The 20305-nt window shown below is 57.9% G+C and carries 16 protein-coding genes and 1 other RNA gene; 9 read left to right on the forward strand and 8 right to left on the reverse strand.

Annotated elements, in window-relative coordinates; all coding sequences use genetic code 11:
* The 6 genes from ACRDD5_RS11805 to ppsR form a co-directional block, all read right to left on the reverse strand.
* The coding region (locus tag ACRDD5_RS11805; RefSeq protein WP_438676860.1) for a heme/hemin ABC transporter substrate-binding protein at positions 1–659 on the reverse strand (659 nt) is incomplete at its 3' end.
* Entirely contained in the window at positions 656–1684 is a 1029-nt protein-coding gene (locus ACRDD5_RS11810; RefSeq protein WP_438676861.1) for a hemin-degrading factor, read from the reverse strand. The genes ACRDD5_RS11805 and ACRDD5_RS11810, both read right to left, overlap by 4 nt.
* A 47-nt stretch (positions 1685–1731) precedes the next feature.
* Positions 1732–3717 (reverse strand): TonB-dependent hemoglobin/transferrin/lactoferrin family receptor, encoded by a 1986-nt coding sequence (locus tag ACRDD5_RS11815; protein ID WP_438676862.1) that lies wholly within the window; start codon positions 3715–3717, stop codon positions 1732–1734.
* Positions 3718–3788: 71 nt separating this feature from the next.
* Positions 3789–3983, reverse strand: coding sequence for a hemin uptake protein HemP (hemP, locus tag ACRDD5_RS11820; protein ID WP_271283824.1), 195 nt, complete (start codon positions 3981–3983; stop codon positions 3789–3791).
* 192 nt (positions 3984–4175) lie between these two features.
* Complete coding sequence (gene aroH, locus ACRDD5_RS11825) at positions 4176–5222, reverse strand: 3-deoxy-7-phosphoheptulonate synthase AroH (RefSeq protein WP_271283823.1); 1047 nt, start codon at positions 5220–5222, stop codon at positions 4176–4178.
* Positions 5223–5373: 151 nt separating this feature from the next.
* Entirely contained in the window at positions 5374–6207 is an 834-nt protein-coding gene (gene ppsR / locus ACRDD5_RS11830) for a posphoenolpyruvate synthetase regulatory kinase/phosphorylase PpsR (protein ID WP_438676863.1), read from the reverse strand.
* Between the two features lie 338 nt (positions 6208–6545).
* Here ppsR and ppsA point away from each other — a divergent pair, with 338 nt between their 5' ends.
* Positions 6546–8924 (forward strand): phosphoenolpyruvate synthase, encoded by a 2379-nt coding sequence (ppsA, locus tag ACRDD5_RS11835; RefSeq protein ID WP_438676864.1) that lies wholly within the window; start codon positions 6546–6548, stop codon positions 8922–8924.
* Positions 8925–9073: 149 nt separating this feature from the next.
* Here ppsA and rprA read toward each other — a convergent pair.
* Both rprA and ydiK read right to left on the reverse strand, forming a co-directional pair.
* Positions 9074–9181, reverse strand: an RNA gene (gene rprA / locus ACRDD5_RS11840) — antisense sRNA RprA.
* Positions 9182–9369: 188 nt separating this feature from the next.
* A complete protein-coding gene (gene ydiK / locus ACRDD5_RS11845; RefSeq protein WP_438676865.1) occupies positions 9370–10482 on the reverse strand; it encodes an AI-2E family transporter YdiK in 1113 nt (370 codons plus the stop codon).
* A gap of 207 nt (positions 10483–10689) precedes the next feature.
* Here ydiK and ydiJ point away from each other — a divergent pair, with 207 nt between their 5' ends.
* The 8 genes from ydiJ to sufE all read left to right on the forward strand — a co-directional run bounded on the left by ydiJ (position 10690) and on the right by sufE (position 20305).
* Positions 10690–13746, forward strand: a complete 3057-nt coding sequence (gene ydiJ, locus ACRDD5_RS11850; protein WP_438676866.1) for a D-2-hydroxyglutarate dehydrogenase YdiJ — start codon at positions 10690–10692, stop codon at positions 13744–13746.
* A complete protein-coding gene (gene menI, locus ACRDD5_RS11855; protein WP_271283818.1) occupies positions 13743–14153 on the forward strand; it encodes a 1,4-dihydroxy-2-naphthoyl-CoA hydrolase in 411 nt (136 codons plus the stop codon). Before ydiJ ends, menI begins: the two co-directional genes overlap by 4 nt.
* Positions 14154–14783: 630 nt before the next feature.
* The gene (gene sufA, locus ACRDD5_RS11860) at positions 14784–15152 is read left to right on the forward strand and encodes a Fe-S cluster assembly scaffold SufA (RefSeq protein ID WP_438676867.1); all 369 of its coding nucleotides are present in this window, start codon (positions 14784–14786) and stop codon (positions 15150–15152) included.
* A gap of 8 nt (positions 15153–15160) precedes the next feature.
* On the forward strand, positions 15161–16648 hold the full coding sequence (gene sufB / locus ACRDD5_RS11865; protein ID WP_438676868.1) for a Fe-S cluster assembly protein SufB: 1488 nt from the start codon (positions 15161–15163) through the stop codon (positions 16646–16648).
* Positions 16649–16664: 16 nt separating this feature from the next.
* On the forward strand, positions 16665–17411 hold the full coding sequence (gene sufC, locus ACRDD5_RS11870) for a Fe-S cluster assembly ATPase SufC (protein ID WP_271283806.1): 747 nt from the start codon (positions 16665–16667) through the stop codon (positions 17409–17411).
* Positions 17386–18657 (forward strand): Fe-S cluster assembly protein SufD, encoded by a 1272-nt coding sequence (gene sufD, locus ACRDD5_RS11875; RefSeq protein WP_438676869.1) that lies wholly within the window; start codon positions 17386–17388, stop codon positions 18655–18657. Before sufC ends, sufD begins: the two co-directional genes overlap by 26 nt.
* Positions 18654–19874, forward strand: a complete 1221-nt coding sequence (gene sufS / locus ACRDD5_RS11880) for a cysteine desulfurase SufS (protein WP_271283804.1) — start codon at positions 18654–18656, stop codon at positions 19872–19874. Before sufD ends, sufS begins: the two co-directional genes overlap by 4 nt.
* A 14-nt stretch (positions 19875–19888) precedes the next feature.
* Entirely contained in the window at positions 19889–20305 is a 417-nt protein-coding gene (sufE, locus tag ACRDD5_RS11885) for a cysteine desulfuration protein SufE (protein WP_271283803.1), read from the forward strand.

A 20305-nucleotide genomic window follows, 5' to 3' on the forward strand; every position in this document is an offset into this window, starting at 1 on the left:
AGTGCCTTAACGCCGTCTTTGGAAATCAGCACCAGATCCGGCTGGCTGGCGATCACCCCTTCCTGGGACAACGGCTGATAGCGGGAGAATCCCTGCATTGCATTATGTAGACCCGCCGCGCGGATCGCCGCATCGGCACCGGTGTCCTGACCTGCCGCCATCGCGGTCATTCCACCGTGGTTGAGGATAAACAGCACCCGCTTATTGAGCGCCGTCGTGGGCAGCGCGGCCAGTTGCTGGTGCAGGGTAGTACGCAGGGCTTCACCTTCAGCCTCACGGTGCGTGGCCTGCGCCACGACGCGGACCTTCTCGTCAATCACACTCAGATCGTTGCTGGCCGGAACCGTCACCACCTTGACCTGGCTCTGCCCGACCTGCGTCAGCGTCAGAGAGGGCTGCGCCTGGGCACTGGCTAACACCAGCGTCGGGCGCATCGCGAGGATCCCTTCGGCATTCAGCTGGCGCAGGTAACCTACGTCCGGCAGCGAAACGGCCTGCGTAGGCCACTGGCTGGTGCTGTCACGCGCCACCAGCGCCTCGTCCGCCCCCAGCGCGTAGACAATTTCGGTCACGTCGCCCCCAAGGGCGACGATCTTCTCCTGGCTGGCGGCAAAGGCCGCCAGCGGTAGCGCGGCGATCAGAACCAGCAGTGTTCTCATGCGGCCAGCCCTTTTACCGTCAGGGCATCAATCTGCGTCCGCCACTGGTTCTGCTCGGGTTCGCCTTCGGTACGCTGCCCGTACAACTGGGCGATTTGGGTACCGTCAGCGGCAAACAGCTCCAGACTAGTGACGTGGCCGTCGGCAGTAGGCTTACGCGTGACCCAGGTCTCGGCGATGGTCTCTTCCAGCAGGTGCAGGGTAAAGGCCGGGTTGAAGATGTTAAGCCAGCCTTTCATCGGCACCACTTTCTCAATGGTGCCGGTGAAGATCTGCACGCAGCCGCGGTTGCCGACGAAAATCATAATTTCATTGGCATCCTGACGGGCGGTAGCCAGCAGCTGGGCCAGGGCGCTGTTATCTACCTGACAGGCCAGATCGTCACCCACCAGGCGGAACGCCTGCTGGCGCGTCAGGCTGTGGCGTTTCAGCAGGCCGAAGAACTGGTGCACGTCGGTCATGGCACGCCACTCGCTGTCAACCGTTCCGGCGTCTTCATGCGCCACATTGACGGCGGTGTCGGCGGCTTTTAGTTCCAGCGGCGGGTTATCGGCGACGGTAAAGCGGGTCAGCACCTCGCTCCAGGCGGCAAGGTCGGTATTGTCGGTGGTGTACACCTTCAGCAGAGCATCGCCCTGATGGTCGAAGAACTGGATGCTCTGGCGTTCGCCGCGGGGAGTGGTTTCGCGGATCGTAAAGACGCTTGCCCACTGGTTCAGGAACAGGCGCAGATCCAGCGCGCGCGGGTTCAGCACCAGCCCGGCATGGCCGTTAAGATGCTGGTTGGTAAAGGTGCCAACCTGCTCATGCACCGCGTATTCGTTGCGGCAGATGCATTTGGTTTCGCCCACGGCTTCCAGCGTGCCGAGGATCTCGCGGATCTCACCTTGCAGGCGTGCGGCATCGTGGCCCACGCGCACCCAGGTCAGCTCGGCTTCGCTGATCGTCATCAGCCCGGCGATGTCCCGCGCGTATTTCCCTGGATTCTCTTCTTTTAGCTCAAGCCAGCGTGTGTAGTGATTCATTGTCTCGTCCTTCCAGATAAAAGCCCCGGAAAACCGGGGCAGGGTAATTACCACTGATAACTCACGAAAATCTTGCCGTTGCGGCCATCCTGCGGGATGCCCTGCGGTGACCAGTACGCTTTGTCGAAGGCATTTCCCAGCACCAGCGTGGTGGTCACGCCCTTCAGCGCCTGCTGGCCCTGATAGCTGACGTAGAAATCATTCACCGCGTAGCCAGGCTGTTTGCTGGTGCCGCTGCTCACGTGGGTCGAACGGTCGGCGAAGGTACCGATCCAGCCGACGTTAAAGCCGCTCTGCGCCAGCGGGATGTCCAGTTTGCTGGAGACGGTGTCCGGGCTGATGCTGGAGATGTACTCCCCGGTGTCGGTATCTTTGCCGCGGGTGCGGTTGTAGGCAACATCCAGGCTGAACAGGCTGGCGGAGTATTTCGCCATCACGTCCCAACCCCAGATTTTGGCGTTCGGCACGTTGTACGACATGGTGGTGGCCGCCGCGAAATCGACGGTGGTAGAGATGTAATCTTTGGCGTTGGTATCAAAGTAGCTGGCTTTAAACTCCAGCGCATCGTCTGCCAGCATCAGGTCGTCAAAGCGCAGGCCAAACCCGTACTCCTGAGTTTCGTTGGTTTCCGGGCGCAGATTCGGGTTCGGTACCCAGTAGTTAGTGTAGAAGCGGCCAATCGAGAAGTGTTTGGCGTCGTTGTACATTTCACCCATCGTCGGCGCACGGAACGCCTGAGCGTAGGAGCCGAACAGCATCAACCACTCTGCCGGGGTGACGGTTATCCCGGCGCGGGAGGACCATTTATCGGCATCCACGTCGTCGTATCCGTCGCTGCTGCCGCTGTAGTTATCGTAGCGGGTGCCACCGAGCAGTGTGACGGGCAGATCGCGCAGGGTGATCTCATCCTGGATCCAGCCGGAGCTAAAATCGATGCTGGCATCCGGGAAGCCGGTCGTTGCGCCGGACGGTTCCTGCTCCTGACGGTAATACTCGCCGCCGTAGGTCAGCAGGTGCGAGGCAAAGGAGTCGGCGAACAGGCGGGTGCGGTTTTCAACTTTCGCGCCTTTGGTGGTCTGCTGGCGGAATTCGCCGGAGCCGTCCACGTTCTGGGCATTAATGCGCGCTTCCGACCAGTAGACTTTCGCATCGGCGTTGAGCCAGTCGTTGCCTTCCGGGGAAATATGGTAACCGAGCTGGGCATCGCGCTGGATGGTGGAGCGGTCGGTCATTGGGTTGCTGCTGGCATCCGCATCAATGGTCTGCGGGTTCTTTGGCTCCTGCGCGGCGTTGTTGTAATAGCGCAGCGAGCCGTTCAGAGACTGGGCGCTGTCCAGCTTCCAGCTGCCTTTGGCCAGCATGTTGTTGATCGATTCGTCATTCGGTGCGGTGCCGCCGCCGCCCTGGCGGATATCGCCGCGATCGCGGCTTGACCAGGCCACCAGACCGTCGAGAGTGTCGGTGCGGCCAAAGGCGCTGGCACCCATTCCGAGGCTATGATCGCCGGTGGCGGCGGTGCTGAACACGCGGAATCCGCTGTTTTGGCCGGGCTGCAGCAGATCTTTGGCATCGGCGGTGTCATAGGCGATCACCCCGCCCATCGCGCCGCTGCCGTACAGCAGGGCAGACGGCCCGCGCACAATCTCAATGCGCTTGATCAGCGCCGGGTCGAGGAAGGTGCTGTTGATATGCCCGGTATCGGTGCCCTGGCGGATGCCGTCCACCAGTACCAGCACGCCACGACGATCGTACCCGCGCAGATTGACGTCCTGACCGTTGGTACGGCCAGTGCCGTCGAGGGTCAGGCCGGGGACGTGGCGCAGCAGATCGGCGGCGGAGCTGGCGGTTTGATTTTCCGGGGCGGTGGCGTCAATCACGCTCACCATCATCGGGGCCTCAAAGGCGCTACGGGCATTGCCGGTAGCGGTAACGGTCATCTCTTCGGATGCTGCAACAGCAGCGCCCGGCAAGGCACTGACGATCGCCAGCGCCAACAGTGACGGGCGTAAAGACGCGGTATTCAGGTATGGCATTAGCCACTCTCCATTTAAAAAAGTGAAAAGCGCTGGCTGCCTGGGGATAACCTGGGTGGCTGGCGAGTTGCTTATTTTGTGAGGATCAATTTTCCGGCATGTGTCTGGCGCAGCAGGTAGTGCTGTCCATCATGCTCAATAATGACGCGCCCTTCGGGGCCCAACAGCTGTTTGCTGTCGATGCGGCGATCGGTTACGCCTGGTGCAGGCTGTGTGGTCTTTTCTGGATGTGGAAGCGTTGCGGCGATGTTATCCATGCGTGACATAATGTTTTCAAAATAATAATCAATGTAACAATGATAATCATTATCAACAAATCGATTTTAACGGCAAGCATTTTTATGTAAAAACCGTGAAGGGATCAATTTACAGACAAAAGAGGGGAAAAGCAGAGGGTTACACGAGATTAAAGGAAGGGTGAACAGGCCGGGTAAGCACAGCGCTACCCGGCAAAAAGGTTAAAAACGAGAATCAACCGCAGCGGCGAGTTTCTCCAGCAGCAGCTCGGTATCTTCCCAGCTCAGGCACGGATCGGTGATCGACTGGCCGTAGGTAATCGGCTGGCCGACAACCACTTTTTGCGTGCCTTCCCGCAGGAAGCTCTCTGCCATCACCCCGGCAATAGCGGTGGAGCCGTTGCGGATCTGCTGGCAAATCTCATCGCAGACGTCCAGCTGGCGGCGGTGCTGTTTCTGGCAGTTGCCGTGGCTGAAATCCACCACCAGCTGCTCCGGGAGGTCGAACTCGCGCAGGGTATCGCAGGCTTCAGCGATATCCTGTGGGTGATAGTTCGGCTGCTTGCCGCCGCGCATGATGATATGGCCGTACGGGTTGCCGCTGGTCTGATAGATAGTCATCTGGCCGGTTTTATCCGGGGAGAGGAACATATGGCTGGCACGGGCGGCGCGGATCGCATCCACCGCAATATGCGTGTTGCCGTCGGTGCCGTTCTTAAAGCCGACCGGGCAGGAGAGTGCGGAGGCCATCTCCCGGTGGATCTGGCTTTCGGTCGTGCGGGCGCCAATTGCGCCCCAGCTGATCAGATCGGCGATAAACTGTCCGGTCACCATATCAAGGAACTCGGTGGCGGTCGGGACGCCCAGCGCGTTGACCTGCAGCAGCAGCTTGCGGGCCAGCTCAATGCCGTGGTTTACGCGGTAGCTGCCGTTCAGGTCGGGGTCGGAAATCAGCCCTTTCCAGCCCACCACGGTGCGCGGTTTTTCAAAGTAGGTGCGCATCACGATTTCGAGGCGCGCGGCGTGCTTGTCGCGCAGCCCCTTCAGGCGCTGGGCATAGTCCATCGCGGCATCAAGGTCGTGAATGGAGCAGGGGCCAACAATGACCAACAGGCGGCGATCTTCGCCATTAAGGATTTTTTCAATACGTTTGCGTGACGTTGTCACGTTTTCTGCCACTGCCGCAGAGACGGGATGCCGCTGGGCCAGTTCGGCTGGCGTAACCAGGCTATCGATACGCGCCGTGCGCAGTTCATCGGTTTTGTTCATGGTGTTTCTCAGAATGTAGTGCTTCATCGGTAACTTACCGGGAAGTGATGGGCATCACCTTAAACCAATCCCCGCTGATTTCAAGTGCAGGGCATCACTGCCCTGGCATGGGGTGGGAGTATACATGAACGCGAACTTGTGTACTAGCCTGTTAGTACATGCGGCGGTTCAGGCCCATGATATCAAGGATCTTGGTGGCGATTTCTTCCACGGAATAGTTGGTGCTGTTCAGCCACGGAATGTTGTTCTTCCGGTACAGCGCTTCGACTTCCGACACCTCCAGACGACACTGGCGCATTGAGGCGTAACGGCTGTTCTCCCGGCGCTCTTCGCGGATTGCTGCCAGCCGTTCAGGGTTAATCGTCAGGCCAAACAGCTTGTGCTGCAGCGGTTTTAGCGCAGCGGGGAGCACCAGATTGTCCATGTCGTCGGCAATAAAGGGGTAGTTGGCGGCACGGATACCAAACTGCAGCGCCAGATACAGGCTGGTAGGGGTTTTCCCGCAGCGCGACACGCCGAGCAAAATCACCTGCGCCTGATCGAGGTTACGCATCGAAATGCCGTCATCATGGGCAAGGGTGTAGTCAATGGCGGCGATACGGGCGTCGTACTTGATAATATTCGCCGGGTTCAGGCCGTGGGTGCGGTGGGCGACAGGGGTCGGATCCAGCTTCAACTCTTGCTGCAGCGGAGCAACCAATGCCTGCACGATGTCCTGACAAAAGCCTTCACTCTGCAAAATGATATTGCGAATTTCCGGGATGACAATCGAGTAAAACACCAGCGGACGCTCGCCGGTTTGCCGGAAGATGGCGTCGATTTGGTCTTTCACCGCTTTGGCGCGGCTCACGTTTTCAACGAAAGGCAGGGTGATGCTGTTGATGGCGACCGGGAATTGCGACATCACCGCGTGGCCCAGCACTTCGGCGGTGATCGCCGTACCATCAGAAATATAAAAAACGTGGCGATCGACAGCATTATCCATTTTGCGCACCTTAACTCTCAGTGGTAATTGCCTGAAAGCATAAATTAAAAAAGTAAAATACAACAGCCGACCCGCTTCTGAAATTAAAAATGAAACACTATTTTTATTTTTAATGAAAGGGGTGTTTCATTTTTATAAATCACCCTAAAGTCTGATATTTACTGTGGGAATCTATATTAATCATTAGGTTATGATTTAAGCGGGAACAGTCTTAAAAGCTAAAAAATAAAATTGCTTACACGATTCACCGTTTTTTTAGCGCGGATAAATATGCCAGTATAAATACGCAGTAAGGAGTTTCTTAAAACCCGTTCATATATCACAAAAGGATTGTTTCGATGTCCAACAATGGCTCGTCACCGCTGGTGCTTTGGTATAACCAACTCGGCATGAATGATGTAGACAGAGTTGGAGGCAAAAATGCCTCCCTGGGTGAAATGATTACCAATCTGTCCAGTATGGGTGTCTCCGTACCGAATGGATTTGCCACCACCGCCGATGCGTTTAACTACTTTTTAGACCAAAGCGGCGTAAACCAGCGCATTTACGAACTACTGGACCACACGGACATTGATGATGTTTCTGAGCTTGCGAAAGCCGGGGCACAGATCCGCCAGTGGATCATCGATACACCTTTCCAGCCTGAACTGGAACACGCTATTCACGACGCCTATAACCAGCTCTCCGCTGATGATGCTCAGGCTTCTTTCGCCGTGCGCTCCTCCGCCACCGCCGAAGATATGCCAGACGCGTCGTTCGCCGGGCAGCAGGAGACCTTCCTCAACGTGCAGGGCTACGATGCCGTGCTGGTAGCGGTCAAACATGTCTTTGCCTCCCTGTTTAATGACCGCGCCATCTCCTATCGCGTGCATCAGGGTTACGACCACCGCGGCGTCGCGCTGTCGGCGGGCGTGCAGCGCATGGTGCGTTCGGACTTAGCATCCTCAGGCGTGATGTTCTCTATTGATACCGAATCGGGTTTCGATCAGGTGGTCTTTATCACTTCTGCCTGGGGTCTGGGCGAGATGGTGGTGCAGGGCGCAGTCAACCCGGACGAGTTCTACGTGCACAAACCGACGCTGGCAGCGGATCGTCCGGCTATCGTGCGTCGCACCATGGGATCGAAAAAGATCCGCATGATTTACGCCCCGTCGCAGGAGCACGGCAAGCAGGTTCGCATTGAGGATGTGCCGCAGGAGCAGTGCGATCGCTTCTCGCTGACCGATGCCGAAGTGCAGGAGCTGGCGAAGCAGGCGGTGCAGATTGAAAAACACTACGGCCGCCCGATGGATATCGAGTGGGCAAAAGACGGCAACACCGGCAAGCTGTTTATTGTGCAGGCGCGTCCGGAAACCGTGCGTTCCCGCGGTCAGGTAATGGAGCGTTATACCCTGCATGCGCAGGGCAACATTATCGCCGAGGGCCGCGCAATTGGCCATCGCATTGGCGCAGGCCCGGTGAAGGTGATCCATGACATCAGCGAGATGAACCGTATCCAGCCGGGCGACGTGCTGGTGACCGACATGACCGACCCGGACTGGGAACCGATCATGAAAAAGGCAGCGGCGATTGTCACTAACCGCGGCGGGCGGACCTGTCACGCGGCGATCATCGCCCGCGAGCTGGGTATTCCGGCAGTGGTCGGCTGCGGCGACGCCACCGAGCGCATGAAGGACGACGAGAACGTTACCGTCTCCTGCGCCGAAGGCGACACCGGCTACGTCTACGCCGAGTTGCTGGACTTCAGCGTGAAAAGCTCCAGCGTCGATACCATGCCGGATCTGCCGCTGAAGATCATGATGAACGTCGGCAACCCGGACCGGGCATTTGACTTTGCCTGTCTGCCAAACGAAGGGGTTGGCCTGGCGCGTCTGGAGTTCATCATTAACCGCATGATCGGGGTTCATCCGCGTGCGCTGCTGGAGTTTGACGACCAGGATCCGAAGCTGCAGAAAGAAATTCGCGAGATGATGAAGGGCTACGACTCGCCGAAAGGGTTCTATGTGGGTCGCCTGAGCGAGGGGATTGCCACTCTGGGGGCGGCGTTCTACCCGAAACGCGTCATCGTGCGTCTGTCTGACTTCAAATCTAACGAATACGCCAACCTGGTGGGTGGCAAGCGCTACGAACCGGAAGAAGAGAACCCGATGCTGGGCTTCCGCGGGGCCGGTCGTTACGTCTCCGATAGCTTCCGCGACTGCTTTGCGCTCGAGTGCGACGCGGTGAAATATGTGCGTAATGAGATGGGGCTGACCAACGTCGAGATCATGGTGCCGTTTGTACGCACCGTCGATCAGGCGAAGGCGGTGGTAGAGGAGCTGGCGCGTCAAGGTCTGAAGCGCGGTGAGAACGGGCTGAAGATCATTATGATGTGCGAGATCCCGTCCAACGCCCTGCTGGCAGAGCAGTTCCTCGAGCACTTCGACGGCTTCTCTATCGGCTCTAACGACATGACACAGCTGGCGCTCGGTCTGGATCGCGACTCTGGCGTGGTATCCGCGCTGTTTGATGAACGTAACGAAGCGGTGAAAGCCCTGCTGTCGATGTCCATCCGCGCGGCGAAGAAGCAGGGCAAGTACGTCGGTATTTGTGGTCAGGGTCCGTCCGATCACGAAGACTTCGCTGCCTGGCTGATGGAAGAGGGGATCGATAGCCTGTCCCTGAACCCGGACACTGTGGTGCAAACCTGGCTGAGCCTGGCTGAACTGAAAAAATAAGCTGTCGGTCATACCGCATAAAAGGTGAGGATAACATCCTCACCTTTTTTTTTGCGCCTGCTTCTTCACCGCCGCGCCTGCCGAGTGGCGCATGCTGAGCCACTGCGTGATGTATTAAGGTAAGCTGCTGTAGTGCGTGTGTTTTCAGGATAAAAAAAAGCCCATCGTGGGAGATGGGCAAAGACTACACACAGCAATTCATTGTTTCACTCAGGGGATTTCCATGCTTATAAATCAAGGTGTTGATTCATAACCGTGACCTAATAGTAGGCATGACGGATTTTTGCGTCGATCAGATTCGTCTCAATAGTTTAACAGCGGTGAAGATTTTGTGAGGTGAATGAGGCGATTACGGTGGCGAGTCAGTTCAGGTGCGGTTAAATAAAAAGCAAATGTTAAGTAATGCTTAACTTTCTGGTGGGCGAACCCACCAGAATGGCGATGATTACTTATTTAACTCTTCCGTATCGTTCAGGGACGCCAGCAGCACATCAGGATCGGTCTGCGGCATCGGCACTTCATGCACCCAGGCGGAGAACAGTCGCCAGGAGACCGCCAGCAGCACCGGACCGATAAACAGACCGATCATTCCGAAGGCGATCAGACCGCCGATCACGCCGGAGAGGATCAGGATTAACGGCAGATCGGCACCCATGCGGATCAGTATCGGGCGGATCACGTTATCCATCGTTCCCACTACGCAGCTCCAGACCAGCAGCACCGTGCCCCAGGTGGTATCCCCGCTCCAGTACAGCCAGATAATGGCCGGAACCAGCACCAGCAGCGGCCCGAGTTGCATCAGGCAGGTTAACAGCATCAGTACGGTGAACAGCGTGGCGTAAGGCACGCCAGCAATCGCCAGACCAATCCCGCCCAGCACCGATTGCACCAGCGCCGTGACGACCACGCCCAGGGCGACGGCCCGGACAGCCTGCGCCGCCAGCAGCATCGCGGCATCACCGCGCGCGGAGGCGAGGCGCGTCGCAAAATGGCGAACCCCCAGTGCCACCTGCTCGCCGCGCCAGTACAGCAGGGCGCTGAACAGCAGCATCAGCACGCAATGGACCACAAAGCGGCCAAGGTGCGCAGCGGTGCCGACAAACCAGGTGGTGGTGGCGCCGATATAAGGCCTGACTTTGGCCATAATCGCGCTGCCGCCCATCTCCAGCAGGTTGTGCCAGCCGGCATACAGCTTATCGCCAACCAGCGGGATGTCGTTCAGCCACGCCAGATCCGGTAGTGACATATCGCCGCTGGAAATACTGGTGATAAGCGGCCCGCTGCCATCCACCAGACTGTTGACCAGCAGGGCAATCGGGATCACAAACACCAGCACCAGCAGCAGGGTCATCACCAGCACCGCCAGCGAACGGCGACCAAACAGCAGGCGCTCCAGGCGGATAAACAGCGGCCAGGTGGCAATCACCACGGTTCCCGCCCACGCGAAGCCAAGAATAAAAGGTTGAACGATCCACAGACACGCAATAATCATGATTGCCAGGAACAGCACCGACAGCAAAATTTGCGCAACGTCCCTGGGCTGATGTCGATTGACCATAGTTTGAATTTACCTTTGAAGGATACCAGCATAGCTGGTGAGAACATGAAACCACGTGACTCTAATGATTAGTGATTTCAGCGATTTTTGACAGGCAGATTCTGCCTGTAATTCTGTCGGGCGCATAAGAAAAAAATGTGATACAAACAGGGAGACACAACGCAAACGATTATCTACAACAATTTAGATGGGGCAGGGTCGACAGTAATGATCCCACAAATTTCTCAGGCACCGGGCGTCGTTCAGCTGGTGCTCAATTTTTTGCAGGCTTTGGAGCAACAGGGTTTTACCGGCGATACCGCCACACGTTATGCCGACAGGCTGACAATGGCGACCGACAACAGTATCTACCAGCTACTTCCCGATGCCGTCGTTTTCCCCCGTTCGACCGCTGATGTGGCATTGATTGCCCGTCTGGCGTCACAGGAACGTTTCACTTCGCTGATCTTCACCCCCCGCGGTGGCGGCACCGGCACCAACGGTCAGGCGCTGAACCAGGGGATCATCGTCGATATGTCCCGCAACATGAACCGCATCATTGAGATCAACCCTGAAGAGGGCTGGGTGCGCGTTGAGGCAGGGGTGATCAAAGATCAGCTCAATCAGTATCTTAAGCCGTACGGCTACTTCTTTGCCCCGGAGCTGTCTACCAGTAACCGCGCGACCCTGGGCGGGATGATCAATACCGATGCCTCCGGGCAGGGGTCGCTGGTGTACGGCAAAACCTCCGATCACGTCCTCGGCGTGCGGGCGGTGCTGTTGGGCGGTGATATTCTTGATACCCAGCCGATGCCCGTTGAGCTTGCCGAGACGCTCGGCAAAGACAACACCACCAGCGGGCGCATCTACCGCACCGTGCTGGACAGCTGTCGCGATAACCGTCAGCTGATTATTGATAAATTCCCGAAACTGAACCGCTTCCTTACCGGTTACGACCTGCGCCATGTGTTTAATGACGATCTCAGCCAGTTCGATCTGACCCGCATTCTGACGGGTTCGGAAGGCACGCTGGCGATGATCACCGAGGCGCGTCTCGACATTACCCGGCTGCCGAAAGTGCGCCGCCTGGTGAATGTGAAGTACAACTCCTTTGACTCTGCCCTGCGCAACGCGCCGTTTATGGTGGAGGCCCGTGCGCTGTCGGTGGAAACCGTCGACTCAAAAGTGCTCAATCTGGCGCGGGAAGATATCGTCTGGCACTCGGTCAGCGAGCTGATCACTGACGTGCCCGATAAAGAGATGCTGGGGCTCAACATCGTCGAGTTTGCTGGCGATGACGGCGAACTGATCGACAGCCAGGTTGCCAGCCTGTGCCAGCGTCTGGATGAGCTGATGGCGCAGGGTGAGGGCGGGGTGATTGGCTGGCAGCTGTGCCAGGAGCTGTCCGGCATCGAGCGTATCTACGCGATGCGCAAAAAAGCAGTCGGTCTGCTGGGTAACGCCAAAGGCGCGGCCAAGCCGATCCCGTTTGCGGAAGACACCTGCGTGCCGCCGGAACATCTGGCGGACTATATTGTCGAGTTCCGCGCGCTGCTCGACAGCCACGGTCTGAGCTACGGCATGTTCGGTCACGTGGATGCCGGGGTGCTGCACGTGCGCCCGGCGCTGGATATGTGCGATCCGCAGCAGGAGATCCTGATGAAAAAGATCTCCGACGACGTGGTGACGCTTACCGCTAAATACGGCGGCCTGCTGTGGGGAGAGCACGGAAAAGGCTTCCGCGCCGAATACAGCCCGGCGTTTTTTGGCGAGCAACTGTATGCCGAACTGCGCAAAATAAAAGCCGCCTTCGACCCGGACAACCGCCTCAACCCGGGCAAGATCTGCCCACCTGCAGGCGTTGACGCGCCGATGATGCAGGTGGATGCGGTCAAACGCGGCACCTACGATCGCCAGATCCCGATTGCGGTGCGTTCATCCTGGCGTGGGGCGATGGAGTGTAACGGCAACGGTCTGTGCTTTAACTTCGATGCCAAAAGCCCGATGTGCCCGTCGATGAAAATCACCAGCAATCGTATTCACTCCCCGAAAGGGCGTGCGACGCTGGTGCGCGAGTGGCTGCGTCTGCTGGCCGACCGCGGTGTGGATCCCCTGGCGCTGGAAAAAGAGCTGCCAGAAAAACGCGCCAGCCTGCGAACCCTCGTTGAGCGGACCCGCAACAGCTGGCACGCGCGCAAAGGCGAGTACGATTTTTCCCACGAAGTGAAAGAGGCGATGTCGGGCTGTCTGGCCTGTAAAGCCTGTTCCACCCAGTGTCCGATCAAGATTGATGTGCCGGAATTCCGCTCGCGCTTCCTGCAGCTCTATCACACCCGCTACCTGCGCCCGATGCGCGATCATCTGGTGGCGACCGTCGAGAGCTATGCCCCGCTGATGGCGCGTGCGCCAAAAACATTCAACTTCTTTATTAACCAGCCGCTGGTGCGCAAGCTGTCCGAGAAGCATATCGGCATGATCGACCTGCCGCTGCTCTCCACGCCGTCGCTGCAGCGTCAAATGGTTGGCCACCGTTCGGCCAACCTGACCCTGGAGCAACTTGAGGCGCTGAGCCCGGCGCAAAAAGCCAAAACGGTGCTGGTGGTGCAGGACCCGTTTACCAGCTACTACGACGCGCAGGTGGTGGCCGACTTTATCCGCCTGGTGGAGCGCCTGGGCTACCAGCCGGTGCTGCTGCCGTTCTCGCCAAACGGCAAGGCCCAGCACATTAAGGGCTTCCTCAATCGCTTTGCCAGAACGGCGCAAAAAACCTCTGACTTCCTCAATCGGGTATCGCTGCTGGGGATGCCGATGGTCGGGGTCGATCCGGCGCTGGTGCTCTGCTATCGCGATGAGTATAAGCAGACGCTCGGCGATAAGCGCGGCGATTTCAACGTGATGCTGGTCCACGAGTGGCTCCCGGGGATTGTGAATGCGCAAGCCACCCAGGAGACCAGCGGTGAAGCCTGGTATCTGTTCGGACACTGCACCGAAGTGACCGCGCTGCCGGGCGCGCCTGCGCAATGGGCATCGATCTTTGCCCGCTTTGGCGCGAAGCTCGAGAGCGTCAGCGTCGGCTGCTGTGGCATGGCGGGGACGTACGGGCATGAAGTGGTCAATCACGCCAATTCGCTGGGGATCTACGAGCTCAGCTGGCATCAGGCGATGCAGCGTCTGCCGCGCAATCGCTGTCTGGCGACAGGCTACTCCTGTCGCAGTCAGGTGAAACGCGTCGAGGGCAGCGGCGTGCGCCATCCATTGCAGGCTTTACTGGAGATTATGGGATGATCTGGAAACGTGCCGTCACGCTGCAGGCCTTAAACGCCATGGGCGAGGGCAATATGGTCGGGCTGCTGGATATCCAGTTTACCCGCATCGGCGACAGCGAACTGGAAGCGACGATGCCGGTGGACAGCCGTACCCATCAGCCGTTTGGGCTGCTGCACGGCGGCGCGTCGGTGGTGCTGGCCGAAACGCTGGGCTCGGTGGCGGGCTATCTCTGCACCGAAGGCGAACAGAAGGTGGTGGGGGTTGAGGTTAACGCCAACCATTTGCGTGCTGTACGCAGTGGGCGGGTGCGTGGCGTGTGTCGGGCGCTGCACACCGGCAGCCGTCATCAGGTGTGGCAGATCGACATTTTTGATGAGCAGGAACGCCTGTGCTGCTCCTCGCGCTTAACCACCGCGGTGGTGTAAACAGAAAGTTGGGCGGCTTTTATCATAATCCGCAATTTATGACAAAGCCGCGCCCCGCAGTTATGAGACTATTCTGATGCTCCTTCAAGAGCTAAGCCATGATGAGTGCCGGAGATAAGCGCCGGATGGAGTAAGGAACCCTTAAGATTGCCGCTGGTAGTCTTAAGGGTTTTCTTTTTTGTGTGTTATAGCGCCATGCCGATCGCGGCGTTCACTCTCGTCGACGCCATAAAAACCCCGCCGTCAATAAAACCCGCCCGGCAACCGTATCAGACCCTGCTGCGGTGCGGCAAGCCCATGATTACGCTGGAGCCCGTAATATAACTTTTTGATTTTCATGCTATTGCCAGCTTGATCATTTTTTTCATCCCTATTTCATAAATAGGCATTCCCTATACATCTTTTCCCTTGTAACCGTTTTCGCCGATTAACCTTTATAAAGCCATTAATATTCAATTGATTGCAGAAAAAAATCGAACCCTGTTAACCCTTCGTGCAGGGTCTATGCTTAATTAATGTCACCAAAAAGGGCGATTAAGGCGAAAGCCCCTGCTGTCAGGGGGTTGAAGTGATAATCGTTATCACTAACATGGTGTTATGCCCTGATGGCGCAATACATAAGGTGGACCTATGGAACTGCATTCAGAAACGTTTGACCCGACAGATTTTGCATGGCGTGGATTAACGCTGACCTCTGCCGCGGCGGCGCATATTCGCGAGCTGACCAGCAAACAGCCCGGCTTGCTCGGCGTGCGCTTAGGCGTGAAGACCACCGGCTGCGCCGGTTTTGGCTATGTGCTGGGTACCGTCACTCAACCGGAGACAGACGATCTGGTTTTCGAGCGTGACGGCGCAAAACTGTACGTGCCGCTGCAGGCGATGCCGTTTATTGACGGCACCGAAGTGGATTACGTGCGCGAAGGCTTAAACCAGTTATTCAAATTCAATAACCCTAAAGCCCAGAACGAATGCGGCTGCGGCGAAAGTTTTGGGGTATAGGCGGTATTATGTCTCGACAAACTGAAGCAACTGACGATGTCAACACCTGGTCCGGCAGCCATCTTAATTACAAAGAGGGCTTCTTCACCCACTTGCAAACCGATGAGCTGGCGAAGGGGATCAACGAAGAGGTCATTCGCGCAATTTCCGCTAAGCGCAACGAACCCGAGTGGATGCTGGAATTCCGTCTGAATGCGTTTAAGGCCTGGCTGGAGATGGAAGAGCCGCACTGGCTGAAGGCGCATTACGACAAGCTTAACTATCAGGATTACAGCTACTACTCGGCGCCGTCCTGCGGGAACTGCGACGACACCTGTGCCTCGGAGCCGGGTGCGGTGCAACAGACCGGGGCCAATGCCTTCCTGAGCAAAGAGGTAGAAGAGGCCTTCGAGCAGCTCGGCGTGCCGGTGCGCGAAGGACGCGAAGTCGCGGTCGACGCCATCTTCGACTCCGTCTCCGTCGCCACCACCTACCGGGAAAAGCTCGGCGAGCAGGGGATCATCTTCTGTTCGTTTGGCGAAGCCATTCACGATCACCCGGAGCTTATCAAGAAATACCTCGGCACCGTGGTGCCCGGTAACGACAACTTCTTTGCCGCCCTCAACGCGGCGGTGGCGTCCGACGGCACCTTTATCTACGTGCCGAAAGGCGTGCGCTGTCCGATGGAGCTCTCGACCTATTTCCGCATCAATGCCGAAAAAACCGGCCAGTTTGAACGCACAATCCTGGTGGCGGATGAAGGCAGCTACGTCAGCTATATCGAGGGCTGTTCCGCCCCGGTGCGCGACAGCTACCAGCTGCACGCGGCGGTGGTGGAAGTGATCATCCACAGAGACGCCGAAGTGAAGTACTCGACGGTGCAGAACTGGTTCCCGGGGGATGGCAATACCGGCGGTATTCTGAACTTCGTCACTAAGCGTGCGCTGTGCGAAGGTGAGAACAGTAAAATGTCGTGGACCCAGTCGGAAACCGGCTCGGCTATCACATGGAAATACCCGAGCTGCATTCTGCGCGGTGACAACTCCATCGGCGAGTTTTACTCAGTGGCGCTGACCAGCGGATATCAGCAGGCCGACACCGGCACCAAGATGATCCACATCGGCAAAAACACCAAATCCACCATCATCTCGAAAGGGATCTCGGCGGGTAAAAGCCAGAACAGCTATCGCGGGCTGGTCAAAATCATGCCGACCGCCACCAACGCGCGCAACTTTACCCAGTGTGATTCGATGCTGATCGGTCCGGACTGCGGGGCGCATACCTTCCCGTACGTTGAATGCCGCAACAACAGCGCCCAGCTGGAACACGAAGCCACCACCTCGCGCATTGGCGAAGATCAGCTGTTCTACTGTCTGCAGCGCGGCATCAGCGAAGAAGATGCCATCTCGATGATCGTAAACGGTTTCTGTAAGGACGTATTCTCTGAACTGCCGCTGGAGTTTGCCGTGGAAGCCCAGAAATTACTGGCGATTAGCCTTGAACACAGCGTCGGTTAAGCATTAAGGAAAGCACATGTTAAGCATCAAAGATTTACAGGTCAGTGTGGAAGATAAAGCGATCCTGCGCGGTCTCAGCCTCGAGGTGCGCCCGGGCGAAGTCCACGCCATTATGGGGCCGAACGGATCGGGGAAAAGTACGCTCTCAGCCACTCTGGCCGGGCGTGAAGATTACGAGGTCGTCGGCGGTTCGGTCGACTTTAAGGGCAAAGATCTGCTTGAACTGTCACCGGAAGATCGCGCGGGCGAAGGCATTTTTATGGCCTTCCAGTACCCGGTCGAAATTCCCGGCGTCAGCAATCAGTTCTTTTTGCAGACCGCGCTGAATGCCGTGCGTAAGTACCGTAGCGAAGAGGCGCTGGACCGCTTTGATTTTCAGGATTTGATGGAAGAGAAAATCCAGCTGCTGAAAATGCCGGAAGACCTGCTCACCCGCTCGGTTAACGTCGGCTTTTCCGGCGGCGAGAAGAAGCGCAACGACATTTTGCAGATGGCAGTGCTGGAGCCAGAGCTGTGCATCCTTGATGAAACCGACTCCGGGCTGGACATCGACGCCCTGAAAATCGTCGCCGATGGCGTTAACGCCCTGCGCGACGGCAAGCGCTCGTTCATTATTGTCACCCACTATCAGCGTATCCTTGACTACATCAAGCCGGACTACGTGCACGTGCTGTATCAGGGACGGATTGTGAAATCCGGTGATTTCTCGCTGGTGAAACAGCTGGAGGAGCAGGGCTATGGCTGGCTTAGCGAACAGCAGTAACGCGCTGCAACAGTGGCACCGTCTGTTTGAGGCGCAGGGCGAAACGCGCTCTGAACAGGCGCAACAGCACCTGCAGCAGATGCTGCGTCTGGGCTTGCCGACGCGCAAGCATGAAGACTGGAAGTACACCCCGCTGGAGGGGCTGACCAACGGTGAGTTTGTCTCCCGACTCGCCGAGGTGGAAAAGGATCGTTGTGACGCGCTGGCGCTGCAGCTGGATGCCACGCGGCTGGTGTTCGTTGACGGGCGTTTTAGCCCGGCATTGAGCGACAGCACCGACGACAGCGGGTTTGAGGTGACCCTTAACGATGAGCGTCAGACGCTGCCGGCCCCGGTTCAGGCGGAGCTGTTTTTGCATCTGACCGAAAGCCTGGCGCCAGGCGTCACCCATATCAGCGTGAAGCGTAACCAACGGCCTTCTAAGCCGTTGCTCTTAATGCACATCACTCAGGGGCTGGAGGGGGAGGAGATCAACACCGCGCACTACCGCCATCACCTGACGCTGGCCGAAGGGGCAGAAGCGACTATCGTTGAGCATTACGTCAGCCTGACGCCGGCCCGGCATTTTACCGGCGCGCGCCTGACGATGAACGTGGCGGCCAACGCCCGCCTGCACCATATCAAGCTGGCGTTTGAGAATGCGGTGAGCCACCACTTCGCCCACAACGATATCCAGCTTGCGGCGGACGCCTCGGCGTACAGCCACAGCTTCCTTCTCGGGGGCGCGGTGCTACGCCACAACACCAGCACCCAGCTGAACGGCGAGAACACCACGCTGCGCATCAACAGCCTGGCAATGCCGGTGAAAAACGAAGTGTGCGACACTCGTACCTGGCTGGAGCACAACAAGGGCTACTGCAACAGCCGTCAGCTGCATAAAACCATCGTCAGCGACAAAGGCCGGGCGGTGTTTAACGGGCTGATCAACGTTGCGCAGCACGCGATTAAAACCGATGGTCAGATGACCAACAACAACCTGCTGATGGGGCGTCTGGCAGAGGTGGACACCAAGCCGCAGCTGGTGATCTACGCCGATGACGTGAAGTGCAGCCACGGCGCGACGGTGGGGCGGATTGATGATGAACAGATGTTCTATCTGCGCTCGCGCGGGATCGACCGGCAGGCGGCAGAGAAGATGATCATTTACGCGTTTGCCGCCGAGTTGACCGAAGCGCTCGACGACGAAACGTTAAGACAGCAGGTGTTGGCACGTATTGGCCAGCGTCTGCCCGGAGGTGCCGTATGAGTTTCCCCGTAGAGAAAGTGCGGGCGGATTTTCCCGTCCTGACCCGTGAAGTGAACGGTCTGCCGCTTGCCTATCTCGACAGCGCCGCCAGCGCGCAAAAGCCTGCGCAGGTGATCGATGCCGAAGCGGAGTTTTATCGCCACGGCTACGCGGCGGTGCACCGGGGGATCCATACCCTTAGCGCGGAAGCCACCCAGCGGATGGAGAATGTTCGTACCCAGACTGGCGCGTTTCTTAATGCCCGGTCGCCGGAGGAGCTGATATTCGTGCGCGGCACCACCGAAGGGATCAACCTGGTAGCCAACAGCTGGGGCAGCGATCAGGTCCACGCCGGGGACAATATCCTGATAAGCCAAATGGAGCACCACGCCAACATCGTGCCCTGGCAGATGCTGTGCGAGCGCGTGGGCGCTCAGCTTAGGGTGATCCCGCTGAACGACGACGGAACCTTACAGCTCGAGCAGCTGGATACCCTGCTGGATGAACGTACCCGGCTGGTCGCCATCACTCAGGTCTCCAACGTGCTGGGCACCGAAAACCCGGTGGCGGAGATCATCGCCAAAGCGCATCAGGTCGGCGCGAAAGTGCTGGTGGATGGTGCCCAGGCGGTGATGCACCATAAGGTTGACGTGCAGGCGCTGGACTGCGATTTTTACGTCTTCTCCGGGCATAAGCTGTACGGACCGACCGGCATCGGCGTGCTGTACGTCAGAGACGAGATCCTACAGGCGATGCCGCCGTGGGAAGGGGGCGGGTCAATGATCGCCACCGTCAGCCTGAGCGAAGGCACCACCTACGCGCGCGCGCCGTGGCGCTTTGAAGCCGGGACGCCCAACACCGGGGGGATTATCGGGCTCGGGGCGGCCATTGAGTATGTCTCCGCTATTGGCCTGGATGCCATTGCGGAGTACGAGCAGGTGCTGATGCACTACGCACTGGCGGAGCTGGCCAGCGTGCCGGATCTCAGGCTGTATGGCCCCGCCGACCGGCTGGGGGTGATCGCCTTTAACCTCGGCAAGCATCACGCCTATGACGTCGGCAGCTTCCTCGATAACTACGGGGTGGCGGTGCGAACCGGACACCACTGCGCCATGCCGCTGATGGCGTTCTACCAGGTACCGGCGATGTGCCGCGCATCGCTGGTGATGTACAACACAATGGAAGAGGTCGACAGACTGGTGGCTGGGCTGAAACGCACCCACCATCTGCTAGGCTAACAGAGAGGCAAGAGATGGCCGCGTTGCCGGACAAAGAAAAATTACTGCGTAACTTTACGCGTTGCGCAAATTGGGAAGAAAAGTACCTCTACATTATTGAGCTGGGGCAGCGACTGCCTGTGCTCAGTGAGGAAGAGCATCGGCCGGAAAACAGTATTCAGGGCTGTCAGAGTCAGGTGTGGATAATCATGCGCCAGAACGACGCCGGGATGATTGAATTAACCGGTGACAGTGATGCGGCAATTGTGAAAGGCCTTATCGCAGTGGTGTTTATTCTCTATCAGCAGATGTCCGCCCAGGATATTGCGGCTTTCGACGTGCGCCCGTGGTTTGAACAAATGGCGCTGGCCCAGCATTTAACCCCCTCCCGCTCACAGGGGCTGGAAGCGATGATCCGCGCAATCCGCTCCAAAGCCGCCAACATTAGCTAA

Origin of the sequence: Silvania sp. (genome assembly GCF_051656365.1) — a bacterium.
GTDB lineage: Bacteria > Pseudomonadota > Gammaproteobacteria > Enterobacterales > Enterobacteriaceae > Enterobacter > Enterobacter hatchlandensis.